General features: G+C 69.8%; 12 protein-coding genes. 4 read left to right on the top strand and 8 right to left on the bottom strand.

Annotated features, from left to right (window positions below; translation table 11 throughout):
• Window positions 1-24 precede the first annotated feature (24 nt).
• From H6717_09520 to H6717_09505, 4 genes are all read right to left on the bottom strand, one after another.
• A complete protein-coding gene (locus H6717_09520; protein ID MCB9577249.1) occupies window positions 25-954 on the bottom strand; it encodes a polysaccharide deacetylase family protein in 930 nt (309 codons plus the stop codon).
• Between the two features lie 46 nt (window positions 955-1000).
• Complete coding sequence (locus H6717_09515) at window positions 1001-3400, bottom strand: response regulator (GenBank protein MCB9577248.1); 2400 nt, start codon at window positions 3398-3400, stop codon at window positions 1001-1003.
• Window positions 3401-3511: 111 nt separating this feature from the next.
• Window positions 3512-4978: a protein kinase gene (locus H6717_09510; protein ID MCB9577247.1), complete on the bottom strand. Its 1467-nt coding sequence runs from the start codon at window positions 4976-4978 to the stop codon at window positions 3512-3514.
• 64 nt (window positions 4979-5042) lie between these two features.
• On the bottom strand, window positions 5043-6470 hold the full coding sequence (locus H6717_09505) for an SPFH domain-containing protein (GenBank protein ID MCB9577246.1): 1428 nt from the start codon (window positions 6468-6470) through the stop codon (window positions 5043-5045).
• 190 nt (window positions 6471-6660) lie between these two features.
• Between H6717_09505 and H6717_09500 the strand changes: the two genes are divergently transcribed.
• Window positions 6661-7794, top strand: a complete 1134-nt coding sequence (locus H6717_09500) for a hypothetical protein (protein ID MCB9577245.1) — start codon at window positions 6661-6663, stop codon at window positions 7792-7794.
• A gap of 7 nt (window positions 7795-7801) precedes the next feature.
• On the opposite strand, the gene nikR is transcribed toward H6717_09500, so the two are convergent.
• The 3 genes from nikR to H6717_09485 all read right to left on the bottom strand — a co-directional run bounded on the left by nikR (window position 7802) and on the right by H6717_09485 (window position 10426).
• Window positions 7802-8212, bottom strand: coding sequence for a nickel-responsive transcriptional regulator NikR (gene nikR, locus H6717_09495; GenBank protein MCB9577244.1), 411 nt, complete (start codon window positions 8210-8212; stop codon window positions 7802-7804).
• Window positions 8213-8253: 41 nt separating this feature from the next.
• Window positions 8254-9084 carry an SPOR domain-containing protein gene (locus tag H6717_09490; protein ID MCB9577243.1) on the bottom strand — a complete coding sequence of 277 codons (831 nt, stop codon included), beginning with the start codon at window positions 9082-9084 and terminating at the stop codon, window positions 8254-8256.
• Between the two features lie 70 nt (window positions 9085-9154).
• Entirely contained in the window at window positions 9155-10426 is a 1272-nt protein-coding gene (locus tag H6717_09485) for an anthranilate synthase component I family protein (GenBank protein MCB9577242.1), read from the bottom strand.
• Between the two features lie 19 nt (window positions 10427-10445).
• On the opposite strand from H6717_09485, the gene H6717_09480 reads away from it, so the two are divergent.
• A complete protein-coding gene (locus tag H6717_09480) occupies window positions 10446-11792 on the top strand; it encodes a hypothetical protein (GenBank protein MCB9577241.1) in 1347 nt (448 codons plus the stop codon).
• A 66-nt stretch (window positions 11793-11858) separates the two neighbouring features.
• Here H6717_09480 and H6717_09475 read toward each other — a convergent pair whose 3' ends face one another.
• Window positions 11859-12737, bottom strand: a complete 879-nt coding sequence (locus tag H6717_09475; GenBank protein MCB9577240.1) for an NTP transferase domain-containing protein — start codon at window positions 12735-12737, stop codon at window positions 11859-11861.
• A 413-nt stretch (window positions 12738-13150) separates the two neighbouring features.
• Here H6717_09475 and H6717_09470 point away from each other — a divergent pair, with 413 nt between their 5' ends.
• Both H6717_09470 and H6717_09465 read left to right on the top strand, forming a co-directional pair.
• A complete protein-coding gene (locus H6717_09470; GenBank protein ID MCB9577239.1) occupies window positions 13151-13585 on the top strand; it encodes a hypothetical protein in 435 nt (144 codons plus the stop codon).
• Window positions 13586-13685: 100 nt separating this feature from the next.
• Window positions 13686-14108, top strand: a complete 423-nt coding sequence (locus H6717_09465; GenBank protein MCB9577238.1) for a hypothetical protein — start codon at window positions 13686-13688, stop codon at window positions 14106-14108.
• Window positions 14109-14153: the final 45 nt, after the last annotated feature.

Below are 14153 nucleotides of genomic sequence, written 5' to 3'. Positions count from 1 at the left end.
CCGCGGCCACACCGCTGCCCGGGCTCACGGTGCGCGGCGGGCAACGGCGCCGTCCGCGAAGGCGTCGTCGAAGTACTGCGCGATCACGCCGCCCTGCCGGTACACCACGCTGGCCCGCGGTAGCCAAAAGCGCGAGCCGGAGCCCAAGGTCACGGGTGCGCCGCTGGCGCGAAACGCGGCGCGATAGCCCGCGCGCTCCACCTGCCGCGCGGCACCGCGATCGAACGCGCCCAGCGGATAGAAGTACGCCACCGGCGGCCGCCCCGTCTCCCGCTCGATGATGCGCCGCGACAGGTTGAGCTCCTCCGCCAGCTTCTTGCCCTCGAGCTTCGGCAGACTGCGGTGCATGTGGCCATGGCTCGCGACCTCGCACAGGCCCGACGCCACCATCTGACGCACTTCGGACCAGCTCATGACCGGCGCGTTCTTCGGATCCGAGAGCACACCGGTGGGCAGCCCCACGGTGAAGCGCGCACCGTGGCGGGCGAGAATGGGCCAAGCGCGCCGGAACACGCTGCGGCGCCCGTCATCGATGGTGATCACCGCCACGCGCTCCGGTAGCCAGCGCCGCCCTTCCAGATAGTCGAGCAGCTCGCTGGTGGAGACGATCTCGACGTGATTGTCCGCGAGCCAGCCGAGCTGCCGCTCGAAGGCCGAGCTCTTCACGCTGAGCTTGTCCCGGCCATCGTCGAAGCCGTGGTAGAGGAGCACGATCGCGCGGGTGTGCTCCGGCGCGACCACGGGCTCGCGGAAGCGCCGCGCCGCGGGCTCCGCGCTGAGCCGCCGCACGCCGGCACCGAGGCGAGCAGGGCCGGGCGGCGTGAGCCGCGCCAGGTGCACCCGCGGCGCGGGCAGCACCGCCGGTGACGTCGCCACGAGCTTCGTCCGCGGGGTTACCGCGCCGCCACAACCCAAAAGAAAAAGCAGAGCCCCGAGCCACGGCCAACGCGCCATGGTCGGAACATACGGAAGGGCCGTCACCCTCCCAAGATTTCGGCAGTCAGGGTGTGGGGAACGAGGCCGTCGGCGGCTTTTCGCCCGTGGCGGGCGGTGGCGGCGGAGGCGGCGGCTCCGTGGGGGGCGGTGGCGGCGGGGGCTTCACGGCCACCGGCTTCGGCTGGACCACCGGCGGCTTGGGCTTGTCGACCACGGGCGCGGGTTTCTCGACCACGGGCTCGGGTTTCTCGGCCACGGGCTCGGCAGACGCCGCGGGCTCCGGCTCGGCGGACGCGGCAGGCTCCGGCTCGGCGGACGCGGCAGGCTCCGGCTCCGCTGTGGCGGTGACCGTCGCCGTGGCGGTGGGCACGGCTGTCGTCTTGGCCACGGTGGGCGCCGGCGGCATGGTGGGCATCGCCGACGGCTCCGGCGTCGCGCTCTTGTGGCGCCAGCTGTTGAACAGCGCGACGCCACCCACGGCCAGGGCGAAGCCAATCACCGTGGCGACGATGCGCGTGGCCCGGGCGCGGCGCGCTTCCTGCTCCGGCGTCATCGAGACGCGAGAGGTGCGCCCCACGTCCAGATCCGAGAAGTCGTCGTGATGCTCCACGTGAGCCGGCCCGCCCTCGTAGCGGCCTTCGTCTCCCTCGGTGAAGAAGTCGTGATGCCACTCTTCGTCGTGGTGGTGCTCGCCCTTGGTCTTGTCGTGGGGCTTCTTGTCCGTCGGCTTCTTGGAGCTCGGAGGTGCTGCCTCGGCGACCGCGCGATCGCTCTTGGGAGCCTCTTCTTCCTTCTCCTCCGGCTCCGCCTTCAACGACACCGCCGAGTCCCGCACGGACTCTTGCGCTGCCTTGGGCGGCTGGCTCTTCCTCTTCTTCTTCTTTGCGGCTGACCGCTTTCTCGCCACGTCGGTCTCCTCGACAGGCTTCGGCTTTTCCGCCGCCTGCTGTTCGACCCCCTCGTCGTCTTTCTTGGATGCAGGGAACGGGATCACCTTGCCGGGTCCCAAACGTGCGTCGGGTGTGGCACGCACGGTGGAGGGCGCCGATGCGTCCAGCGCGCTCTTGGCAATGGCCACCGCGGCACGCGCGTCGGGCGTGTCCGGCAGCGTGCTCTTGGGCATGGCCTCCTGCTTGGCCACGCTCGCTGCCGGCCCTAGGCCCATCTCCGTCTTGTCCAGGCTCGCCGGGACCCGCGGGGGCGGCGGAGGGGGCCCCAGCCCGAGCTCCGTGGAATCCAGACCGCGCGCTTCTCGCGACGGCTTGGGCGGGGGCTTCGGTGGCGACGGCTTCGGCGGTGGCACGACCACCCGCGCCGGGGCCCGCGCTGCGGTGCGCTCCGGCTCGCTCTCCACACCGGGGAGCGTGTGCACCATGCCGCTCTCGGCGACGGCCACGTCCGGGGCTGGTGGCCGCCAGCTGCCCGACGCCTCGCCGACTTCCATCGACTGCCGCGCGGGCACTACGTCGAACTCCCCGGCCCGAGACAGCCGCTGTGGTGCCTCGGCCTCGGCACTGGGGACGACCTCGTCGTGGTCGTGGTCGTGCTCGCCCTCCCCCTCCGGCCGAATCACGAGCAGCCCCTCGAAGAACAGCTTGGTCACCGTGGAGAGGGTGGACAGGTCCTCGAAGGGCGAGTCGTCCACCACGTCGAGCAGCGTCCGGCGGCCGTCGAACAGGCGCAAGATGCCGTTCAGCTCGTCGGGGATCTCGTTGAGGCGCGCGACCAGCTGCTCGTGATCGATCTCGAAGATCGTGGCCAGCGGCGGCAGCTGCTCGAGCAGCCGTCCCCACTCGTCCACCCGGCGCATGCCCTCCATGAGCAGCCCCTGAGTGGAGGTCGGGATCACGTCGTCGTTCGAAACCGGCCGGAACTCGACCTCGAAGTTACCGCTGCTCCAGATCAGCGCGCGGTACACCGCTTCTTCCCCGCGCAGCCGACCGAGCTCGGCGTCCACCACCTTGCCGTCGCGGAAGTACACGATGGCTTCGCGATGACCATCCCCGATGCGAGCGATACCGCTCTTGCGGCTGACCTCGAAGGTCTGCAGCAAGTCCACCACGCCCATGTCTTCCAACGATCCGCTGAGACGCGTTCGCGCGCTCACCGGCATGCTGGTGGCCATTCGCTCCTGCGTGCGGCGCGCCAAGAGCAAGTTCACGCGCGCGAGCAGCTCGCGAACGAAGATGGGTTTGGTGAGGTAATCCTCCACGCCCAGCTCGAGACCGCGGATCTTGTCCTCGATCGATTTCTGGCTGGTGAGGAACACCACCGGGATGTTGCCGAACTCGCTCTCCTCCTTGAGGCGTCGCACGAGCTCGTAGCCGTCCAGCCGCGGCAGTTTGGTGTCGGTCAGGATCAGGTCGGGCGTCGAGTACTCGACCTTGGCCAACGCATCCGCGCCGTCGGATGCCGTAGTGACGCTGTAGCCCGCCTTCTTGAGGCTGACCTCCAAGACCCGCACACTGCGCGGATCAGCGTCGACCAGTAAAAGCTGTCGTTTCGCCACCTCGTACCCTGCCGTGCTCCGGGCTCCGTGCTTATAGCGAGCCCGGCGCCTCGACGCCAGGACGCCTCATTTGCCCCAGGGGTCGACGATCTCGCTTCCCCCGAAAGTTCCGCTCTTCGGCGGCTTCTGGGCGGGGGGCTTGTCGGAGTGGGAAGGCGCCGGGGGAGCCGGGACCGCCGCGCCCGTCGCGGCCTTTGGGGGCTCGGGGGCCGGCGCCGGGGCCGACGCCGAGACCTCGACCTGGGGGGATTCTGGGGGTTGGTCCGCCGCGGAAACGATCGGCTCCGCCGGCGTGGCGGTGTCCGGCGCCGAGGGCACCGGGGACGCACTGGCCGCCCCGGCGGGGGACGACTGGCCGCCCAGGCCGAACGCCGCCACGACCACCAGCAGCAACAGCACGCCACCGACCACGACCCAGGGCGGAAAGCGTCGCTTCACGATCGGCAGCTGCACGGAGTCGATGACCGTCGGCGCCGGGGACGACACCACCGGAACCGAGCGGCGCGACGTCGGCGCGTCGGAGATCGGCGCCTCGCTGAAGCCCAGGGCACCGGCAGCGCTTTCCAGCTCCGCGAGCAGCTCGTCCATGGAGGCGAAGCGCTTGTCGGGCTTCTTCTCCAGGCAGCGCATCACGACCGCTTCGAGAGGACCCAGGACGCGCGCGTCCCCCAGCACCTGGCTGGGTAACGACGGCGTCATGTAGATGTGCTTGGTCAGCACTCCCATGAAGGTGTCGGCTTCGAAGGGCAGCTTGCCCGTGAGCATTTCGTACAGAACGATGCCGAGCGCGTACACGTCCACGCGATGGTCGCTGGGTTCCCCCGCGGCTTGTTCCGGGCTCATGTAGTGGGGCGTACCGAACACCATGCCCGCCCGCGTGAAGCGGCTACCTCCCGCCACCTTCGCCAAGCCGAAGTCGAGCACCTTGACCAGATCGCGATCGCCCATGGGCGACACCTGGATGTTGTCCGGCTTCAGATCGCGATGCACGACGCCGGCCACATGGGCGGCAGCGAGCGCCTGGGCGACCTGAGCCGCGATGCCCACCGCGCGCTGGACGGGCACGGGACCCCCGTCGCGGATCACGCGGCTCAGGGGCACGCCGTCCAGGAGCTCCATCACGAAATAGGGCTGCCCGCTCGGCAGGGTGCCGAAATCCGTGATCTGCACCACGTTGGGGTGGCTCACGGCAGCAGCGGCCTTCGCCTCTTGGATGAAGCGCGGCGGAAGATCCGAGTCCTGGGCCAGGTCCCGGCGCAGGGCCTTGAGCGCGAAGCGACGGCCCAGCGTCACGTGGCGCACCGCGTACACGGTACCCATGCCGCCCTCCCCGAGCACGTGCTCGACCTGATAGCGACCGTCCACCACGCCGCCGAGCAACGGATCTTCGTCCGGGTCCCACTCGGCGTCCGCGCCCAAGGGCTCGCCGTCGAAGGGACAGAAGCGCGCGTCGCCGGAGAAATGCTGGCCGCAGCTCGGGCACACCGACGCCTGCCGCGGCGAGTCGAACTGGATGAGCGTCTCCTTGGCCACGAACCCCGTCAGCGTAGCTCAGCATCGGGGCACGCGAAACGTGCGTGCCCCGACTCGGACGCGTTCAACCGCCGAGCTGAGTGCCGCACTCGGCGCAGAACTTCCCGTTGGGCGGCGTCTGCGCGCCGCACTTCGGGCAGTTGTTCCCCTGAGGGGCCGCGGCCGGCGGCGGCGCCCCCGGCGCTGCACCTTGCGGCGCTGCACCTTGCGGCGGTGCGCCCTGCGGCGGCGCGCCTTGCGGCGGCGCGCCTTGCGGCGGTGCGCCTTGCGGCGGCGGACCGTACCCAGGAGGCGGACCGTACCCAGGGGGCGGACCATAACCAGGGGGCGGACCGTAGCCGGGCGGCGCGCCCTGCTGTCCCTGAGGCGGATAGCCCTGCTGACCCTGGGGCGGGTAGCCCTGCTGCGGAGGGTAGCCGTAGCCCGGCGGCGGATAACCTTGCGGCGGATAGCCCGGCGGTGGATAGCCCTGGGGCGGATAGCCTTGCGGCGGATAGCCTGGTCCGGGGGCGCGGGCGCCGTACATCATGCCGGCGCCGAGACCCATGCCGGCGGCCATGCCGGCGCCGGCCGTGCCCTCGCCACCGCCCTGCGCCAACCCTTCGCCGAGACCCATCATGGCCTCGGCCTGGGCGTATTGTTGGTAGCGACCCACGTCGAGCTGGTTCACGTAGCGGGCGCGGTTCGCGAATTCCTGATCCAGCTGATACTGCTTCTGCTGCGCTTCCGCCTCGGCCTGGGAGACGCCGATCTTGGCCTTGCGCGCGTCGATCTTGGCTTGGACGATCTGGTCCTGGAACTCGTCGATCCGCGCCTGATCTTCCTCCGACAGATTGATGTTCAGCTTGGCGATCTCGAGGACCTGGACGCCGATCTTCGCCATGTCCGGGCAGTCCGCCACGATGGCGCGCGCCACGTCGGGACCGCAGCTGCCGAGGTCCATCATGGTCATGTCGCCGGCCTTGATCAGGCGGGTGAGCGTGGACTTCAGGCCCATCACCAGCTGATCGCGCACCCACTGCATCGCCTGATCGGGATCCGCCGAGCCGCTCTGGCCCACGAACTCGAGGACGAACTTCACCGGGTCCGCGACCTTGTAGGAGTAGGTGCCGAACACTCGCGGGTTCACCCGGATGTCGAGCTCCGGATCGCGCATCGATCCGATGGGGCCGCCGAAGCCTTGGTTGTACAGCGGGCGAGTGGTGACGAAGTACAGCTCGCTGATGAAGACGTTGCCGCCCGTGAACTTGTCGATCAGCGAGTTCAGGAACGGAATGTTCTGCGTCTGCAACGTATGACGACCGGCACCGAGGCCACCCACGTACTGCCCGTCCTTGAAGAACAAGCAGACCTCGTCGGAATCGACGGTGAGTTGGCTCCAAAACGGAAACGTCTGATCCGGGTGCTTGTAGACGACCTTGTCTTTCTGGTCGTCCGGCCGCGCGATCATCATGCGCTGCACGCCACCCTTGACGAAATCCACGATACCCATGAACGCGCTCCTGTCTTCGCTCTCCGACCCGTGCTGGCCCGCCTCGCCGGCAGGCACCACGCTGCCGAAGGTTTCGAGCGAACATAATAAGGCCCCGGCACAGCCGCAACCAGGCCACTTCGCTTTGACGCGACGCCCCGGTCTTGCTGGGGTCCGACCAGAAGCTCTAGGCTGACCTCAGGCTCTTCCCATGGCTGACTCCCCGCCCATCGACATTTCCTCGTTGCCGGGTCCGGCGCAGAAGATCCTGGGCCCGTCCGCCCCCGCGCCCGCCAAGATGATGGCGGCCAAGGGCATCATTCCGGGCCTCAAGCCGGGCGACATCGTCACTGTCATCGCGGTGCTCGGGAGCGAGGCCGACGCGAAGATCGCCGAAGCCGCCCGCGCCACCCTAGCCAAGCTGCCGCCACCGCTGATGAACGGTGCCCTGTCGGCGGACCTGCCCGGCTTCGTCACGGAGCGCCTGGCCGAGAGCTACGGCCGGGAGCACGAGGTCGTCGAGAAGCTCCTGCGCATGCCGCGCATCACCGGCCAAGCGCTGGTGGTGCTGGCGGAGCGCGCGGACGAGCGCATCGGCGAGCTGATCGCCACCAACGAGCAGCGCATGCTGGAGCACCCTCGAGTGATCGAGAAGCTCTACATGAACAAGAACGTGCGCATGTCCACCTCGGATCGGCTGATCGAGCTGGCCGTGCGCAACGGCCTCGAGCTGGAGATACCCGCGTTCAAGGAAGCCGCGGCGGCGATCAAGAACGAGCTCATCCCGGAGGCCACGCCGGAGCCCACCTTCGACGACGTGCTGTTCCAGGAAACCGAAACCATCGCGGCTCGGACGGACCTGGACAGCGACGACGACGACACCCACGAGCTCGACGACGAGGGCGAAGAGCAGCTGCGCGACAAGTTCCTGCCGCTCTACGCCCAGATCGGGCAGATGACGGTGACCCAGAAAATCCGCCGTGCGCAGCTGGGCACCGCGGCGGAGCGGCTGCTCCTGGTCCGCGATCCGAATCGGCTGGTCGCGGTGGCTGCGGTCAAGAGCCCAATGATGCGCGAGAACGAAGCGGCCCGGATCAGCGCCAGCCGCAGCGTGGGCGACGACGTGCTCCGGGAGATCGCCAAGAACCGCGAGTTCGTCCGGCACTATCAGATCAAGCTGAACCTGGTGAGCAACCCGCGCACGCCGTTCACCTTCGCGTCGCGTCTGATCCCGCACCTGCGAGAGGCGGACCTGCGCTCGCTGAGCCGCAGCAAGAACATCCCCGGCGCGGTCGCGCAGGCGGTGAAGCAGCAGCTGGCGCGCAAGTCGCCGGGCCGACGCTGACGCGCTCTCAGCTCTTGGGCAGGCGGGCGGCCACGACGTCCCCGCTCTGGACGCCCTTGGTGCCGATCAGCCGCTCCGCCATCGCCTTGATCTGCCGGGCCGGGCCCTTGGCGGCAATGACCTCCATGCAGTGGTCGTGATCCAGGTGCACGTGGAGCGTGGAGATGATGTACGCGCCGTGGTCGTGCTGGATGTCCGTGAGGCGATCCGTCAGCTCGCGCACGTGGTGGTCGTACACCAGCGTGATGGTGGCGACGGTGTGCTTGCCGTGCTGCCAAGCGTCTTGGTCCAGCTCCCGCCGCACCAGGTCGCGAAGCGCTTCGGAGCGGTTCTGGTAGCCCCGCTTCTCCACGATGCGGTCGAAGCGCTCCAACAAGTCCTGCTCCATCGCCACGCCGAAGCGCACCAGCTTCTTCATGCCAGGAGCATTGGCGCCGCGCGCCGAGAGCGTCAATCGTGCTACTCGCGGCCGTACTTGCGCTTGCGGGCGGCGAGCTTCGCGGCGCGGATCTTCTCGTCCAGCTCCACGCGACTCGGGTCGACCACGAAGGGCGTCACGCGCTCGCTGCTCTCGAACTTCTTCTTGTACAGGATGGCCTGATACTTGGTCTTGAAGGGGCCGATGCGAACGCGGTGCCACAGGCCCCGGTTCGGCACGTACGCCGCCTGTCGAAACGCGCGATGCCCCCGCTTGCGCAGATCCTGAACGAAAGCGTCGGCGTCCGCTGCATCCTTGAAGCTCGCGACCTGCAGCTGGTAGCCGCCGTCGCTGCCGGCTGGGGCGATGTCCGTCGGCTCCACCTTGGACGCCTCCGCCGCCATCTCCGTCAGGGAGTCCTTGGGCTCGGTGGTGACGGGCGTGCTCGACAGCAGCGTGCCCGCGGGCAGCGGCACCACCGGCAGGCGATCCGTGGCCGGCGGCGGCGTGCTCGGCGCGCCGGGGGGCAGCGAAAGCTCGTCCTGCTTCACGAGGCGACCGCGCTCGTCCTTCACCGCCGCGAGGGCCGTGGTGGGCGTGTCCTTGTCGCTCAGGATGCCGGGGAAGGTGACGTCGCGACCGTCGAGCTTTTCCGGCGGCAGGTCGTCGTTCTTGGACGCGGCCACCAGGGCCGCCAAGGGGTCGTCCTTCGAAGTGGCCGGCGGACCGCTCCGCTTGGAGCTCATCACGCCCACGACCACCAGTGCAGCCCCGCCCAAGGACGCGAGCAGGAGCGTGCCCAGTCGCGACGAGCGCCGCTTGGGATCCTCCTCCTGGATCTGTTCCAGGTTGCGCACGTTCACCGAATCCATGGCTCTGGCTCCTGAGAGAAAGCGGTGGACCCAAAAGGGTCCATGTCCTCGGTACCCCCAGCCGGAGGATTCAGACCAGTTTTTGGCCTCGTTCACCGGAGCCCAGGAGCTGCACGGATTTCCAGAGCGTCTCCTCCACTTCCCGCGCCGGATCGCTGTCCGCGACGATGCCGCCGCCCGCGAAGTAGTGCCCTTCGCCGTCCACGACCGTCAACGTGCGGATGGCCATTCCAAGCTCCATGCCGCCGTCGTGACGCACCACGCCGAAGCCGCCGGTGTACAGCCCCCGACGTTCCGCCTCGAGCGCCCGGATGGCGTCCATGGCGCGGATCTTCGGGGCGCCCGTGACGCTGCCGCTGGGCAGCATGGCCTCGAGCAGCTCCCGGCGCCCGAGCTCGGGCCGGAGGCGGGCCGAGACGTGGGCCACGCGATGGTGGACGGACGGATGCGTGACCACCCGCGGCGGACCCAGAAGACGCACCGAGCCGCTGACGGCCACGCGGCCGAGATCGTTGCGCTCGACGTCGATGATCATGGCGAGCTCGGCGCGCTCTTTGGGATCTCCCTCGAGCTCGACGGCGAGGGCGCGGTCGCGCTGGGCGTCCGCACCCCGCGGGCGCGTGCCTTTGATGGGCGACGTGAGCAGGCGCCGGTCGGGGGACAAACGGAGCAACAGCTCCGGGGTCGTGCTCACGACGTCCAGCTCACCGAGCCGGAGCCAGGCGGCATAGGGCGCGCGCGCTCGTCGACTCATGCGCTCGAGCTGGCCGAGGGGATGTCCCTGGACGCGAAAGCGAAAACGTCGAGCGAGATTCACTTGGTAGAGCTCACCCTTCGCGATCAGCTCGAGGGCCGCCCGGATGCGCTCCTCGTGCCGCCGCGCCGGCTCCGTCGGACCCAGAAGGTCGATGTGGGAGGCGACGGCCCGCGGCGGGCCGTCCAGCGCCGCCGCGAGCCGCGCCACGCTCGCGGCGTCGTCTCCGACGACCCGCACGCCCCGGTCGTCGATCTCGGCCATCGCGCCGTACCGACACCAGCGGACGGAAGACACGTGCGGCGCGGGCCTGGGATCTGTCGCAGCATCGCCCCGGCGTTCGAGGCTGCGGCGTGCCTCGTAGGGCAGCACGCCCACCCAGCGGGGCACGTGGCCGAAGTCCTGCTCGAGGGGCGCGATGGCGAGGCTGGGCTCGGGGTCGAGCGCGCCGGCCTCCGCGAGCGGCTCCGCGCCCAGATACGAAGCTCCGCCCGTCGCGCTCCACAAGAGCGCGATGCCCGGACGATCGCCCAAGGCGCGGCACAAGCGCAGCGGGTCCGGCGCCACATCGAGCACGCGGGCAAACACCCGGGCCGTGTAGCACGGCGTGGACTCGCTGGGCGGGCGGCGCTACGCCTGCGCCGTGCGCGGTGTACTTCCCTTCGCCCTTGCCCTTGCTGCTTGCAGCCCCACGCCCATCGACGCGGGCAAGGCGGTGATCGTCCAGGGACCCGACGACGACGCCTGGACCAGAGCGCCGGCGCCCACCCGCGTGCGGGTGGAGAAGATCGCCGCGGGCGGCGACGCGAGCCTGATGCTCGAGGCCGACGCGCCCGTGAGCGAGTTCAGCCTGGGCCTCGGCAACGCTGGCGAGCTGTCCCTCACGGCCACCAGCGACGACGGCGTGGTCCGCGTCCGCGGCCGCTCACTGCCGGTCAATCCTCCCGGCTTCGCCGGCCACACTTTGCCCCTGTTCGTGTCCCGGGCGGGCGCGTTTTCCCGCGCTCGGGGCGAGCTCGGCGTCGCGCCCGGCAGCGCCCCCCGAGCGGCGTTGGTGTCGGGGCGCTTTCTCTTGGTCGCGAGCGGCGAGAGCGGCGCCTCCGTGGAGACCGCCAGCTACGATCTGGCCAGCTGGTCCGCCGTCGGCGGCCCCACGCTGGGGTGCAAGAGCCCCCCGTGCTCGATCCGCTCCCTCGCCATCGTCGACGACACCCTGGGCCTGGCCGTCGGCGACGATGCCGCCATCTGGTTCGAGCTGGCTGACGGCTCGAGCGGCGACGTCACGCCGCCGAGCGGGCTGTCGGGCTTCGATCAGATCGCCGGCGGGCTCACCGTCGACGCCGACGACGGCAGCGCCTACGTGGTGGGCGCGACGCGCGCCGCCGGAGAGAGCGACGTCGTGCTGCGCGTGAGCGCCACGGGCGAGCTCACGGCCATCCACCTCACGGCACCGCGCACGCGGGCCGCCGCCTGCTGGGTGGAAGGGCGCGGGCTGGTGGTGGTCGGTGGCAGCGACACCGCGGCCGGGGCAGAGCTGCTCGCGGCCGGCGCCGACAGCTTCGTCCCCCTCGCCTTCCCCCCGGATGCGACGGAAGGCGCCGCCCTCGCCGCCCTCGACTCCACCACGGTCGTGCGCATCGGCGGAGCCGCGGACAGCGTTTCGCTGGATCTCGGCTGCGGCACGAGCTGCGCGCCCGCGGCGTGGTCCGAGCCCGTCGCCCTCGACGCCGCGCAAGGCTTCAGCCTGTCGAACGGCAGCGTCCTCGCCGTCGGACAGGCCCAGGGCGCCACCCGGGCGTACTTGATGAGCGAAAGCTCTGCCCAAGAGCTGCCGCTGCGCGAGCCGCGGAGCAACGGCATCGCCGTCGCCTTGCCCACCGGTCACGTCGCCGTCGTCGGCGGCAGCGTCAGCGGCGAGCCCACGCGCAGCATCGAGCTCTTCGCCGAGCCGTGACCGCGCCGCCCCGACAAAATCTCCAGCTGCAGTGATTCGGCTTCTTTTGTTGGTACGGCGCGGAAACTACGCGATGCGCACGATACGCCCGGAGCGGGTGACCACGGCGTTGTCGAGGGGCGCGCGCACTTCCGCGCCCGGCCACACCACCACCCGCCGGAGCTTGCCGTAGCCGAACACGTGGGCGCCGGGACCCACGATGCTGCGCTCGGGGCTCACGGAGTCCATCACCGTGGAGCGCGGTGCGATCCAGCTCTCCACCCCGCGCTCGTCCAAAAAGCGTTGGTTTTCCTCCATGTAGCTCGCCACGTCTCCGAGATCACTCCAGCGCCCGGCGACCCGCACGCTGGGCACTACACCGCCGGCGCGGAGCTCCGGCAGGACCACGTCGCCGATGAGACAGCCCTTGTCCGGCAACGCGCGCAGGGTGCGAGCGCCAAGGGCGGCGATGCCCAGGTAGTCGCCCCCCGCCACCTCGTCTCCGAACTGCTCACCCCGCACCCGCACCACGTGGCCGTCGGCGTCGAGGCCCACGGTGCCTTCGCCGCGGCCGCGCGGCGCCACGGCCAAGCACGCACCGCCGAGGGCGGCGCCTTCCAGCAAGCGACCCACCGGCGGATCAGCGAGGATGTCACCGTTCCAGACCAGCACGGGAGCGGAGGAGAAGTGGCGCCGGGCTCCCGCCACGCCGCCCGCGGTGCCCCGGATCTCGGGCTCGTGCACCACTTTGACTTCCACGTCCAACCACTCGTACACACTGTCGAAAGCCCGCGGCAGATGGTGCGTGTTCAGCACCACTTGATGGATGCCCTGGGACCGTAGCCGGGCGGTGATGTGCGCCAAGAGCGGGCGGTCTCCCACGGGCACCAAGGGCTTGGGCAGCTCGTCGGTCAGTGGCCGCAGGCGGGTACCCAGGCCCGCACACAAGATCATCGCCTGCGACATCACGGCGCAGTCTAGAGTCTGTTGACAGTTTCTGGATTGGGATCGCCGACGAAATCCTGCCTCGGCGGGGATTAATGCTTGACATATGTTCAGGTTCTGGTAGGCTGCATGAATTGGAGGTTTGGCCTCCCGTCGCCGCGAAGCACGCGGAGACGCAAAACGCTTGTGGAGAGGGAAGCTCTGGCGAACCGTCGCTCCGGTCCGTGAGACTACCCTCGTCGAAGCAGGAAGGGCCTATGCCCGACGCCCGAGAAGGGCGGTGTCGGCAGAAACTGTCAACACGCTTTAGAGACCGGCGCAGGCCGCCAGAAACTCGCCTCTCCTCGGGCCGGCATGGTAGCGCCACCCCATGGGTGTGTCCCGACCGCTGGCGGCCTTGGCTGCGTCCTTCGTCTACTCGTTCCTGGTCTTCCATGCCGCCGGCTGCACGCACGGACGCCGTCGGCGTGGACGAATGCCGAGACATCGAGGAAGCCCGCTGCGAAGCTGCGCAGTTCTGCGGCATCGTGGACGACGTCGATCAGTGCAAGCGCTTCTATCGCGACCAGTGCCTGCACGGGTTGGCGAAGGGCGAGCAGCCGGGGGCACCGCAGGTGAAGAGCTGCGTGAGCTCGATCCAGGCCGCCGGCAGCTGCGCGAAGAACGGCGTGACGGAGCTCTCGAGCTGCGACCCCAAGCCGAGCGACAAGACCGCCCTCACCAAGGTGTGCGACGTGGTGCTGAACCCGGAGAAGATCGCCGAGTGCGAGTTCCTGGCCGTCCCCGTCGAGGTTCCGGACGCCGCCCCGGATACCTCCACCCCGAAGGACAGTGGCAGCGAGGCGGCCACGGACGGCGCGACGGAATGATCGCCCGCGCGACCGTGCTCGCGTCTCTCGTGCTCGCGGGCTGCGGAGGCCGCGCCAACGAACGGCCGCCGGAAGTCGCCCACGAGACCCCGAGGACGAAGTGCTGCGGGTGGGAACCACCTGGCAAGCGATGCAGCAGTCGCGCGGCATCCGCCCGCCACCCAATGTCATCGAGCGCTTCGAGCGCACCGTGACCAGCACGCTCCGGCTGCACAGCGGCTCGGCCACGGCGGAGGAGCACGTGAGCGTGGCGGAGAAGCTCACGATACGCAGCGGGGAGCGTTTCGACTGCACCGCCGAGTCGGCGTTCAACGTGCGCGTGCGCTACGCGCGGCACAACGGCGCCGCCGCCGTAGAGGTGTCGCGCCCGCCGGTGGTGCTCAGCCGCCGCTGCTCTCCCGGAGATTTTCCCGAGCCCACCTTGGAAGCCGGCTCCGCGGCCGCTCGCTTCGTGCTGCGCTCGGATCAGCTGGTGGCCTACGAGCCGATGGGCGACGAACGCGTGTACCTGCCCATCGAATAGGCCTTTGGCCCAGCCTGCAAAATCCTGCTTTGCGTGGAGCACGGC

It is taken from the genome of Polyangiaceae bacterium (assembly GCA_020633235.1).
Lineage (GTDB): Bacteria > Myxococcota_A > Polyangia > Polyangiales > Polyangiaceae > JACKEA01.
The sequence above is the reverse complement of the archived record's forward strand: the minus strand, read 5'-3'. Positions and strand labels throughout refer to the sequence as shown.

Coding starts and splice junctions, on each gene's coding strand:
- H6717_09520 (MCB9577249.1), bottom strand. CDS start 954: ATGGCGCGTTGGCCGTGGCTCGGGGCTCTGCTTTTTCTTTTGGGTTGT.
- H6717_09505 (MCB9577246.1), bottom strand. CDS start 6,470: ATGGGTATCGTGGATTTCGTCAAGGGTGGCGTGCAGCGCATGATGATC.
- H6717_09500 (MCB9577245.1), top strand. CDS start 6,661: ATGGCTGACTCCCCGCCCATCGACATTTCCTCGTTGCCGGGTCCGGCG.
- nikR (MCB9577244.1), bottom strand. CDS start 8,212: ATGAAGAAGCTGGTGCGCTTCGGCGTGGCGATGGAGCAGGACTTGTTG.
- H6717_09490 (MCB9577243.1), bottom strand. CDS start 9,084: ATGGATTCGGTGAACGTGCGCAACCTGGAACAGATCCAGGAGGAGGAT.
- H6717_09475 (MCB9577240.1), bottom strand. CDS start 12,737: ATGTCGCAGGCGATGATCTTGTGTGCGGGCCTGGGTACCCGCCTGCGG.
- H6717_09470 (MCB9577239.1), top strand. CDS start 13,151: ATGCCGCCGGCTGCACGCACGGACGCCGTCGGCGTGGACGAATGCCGA.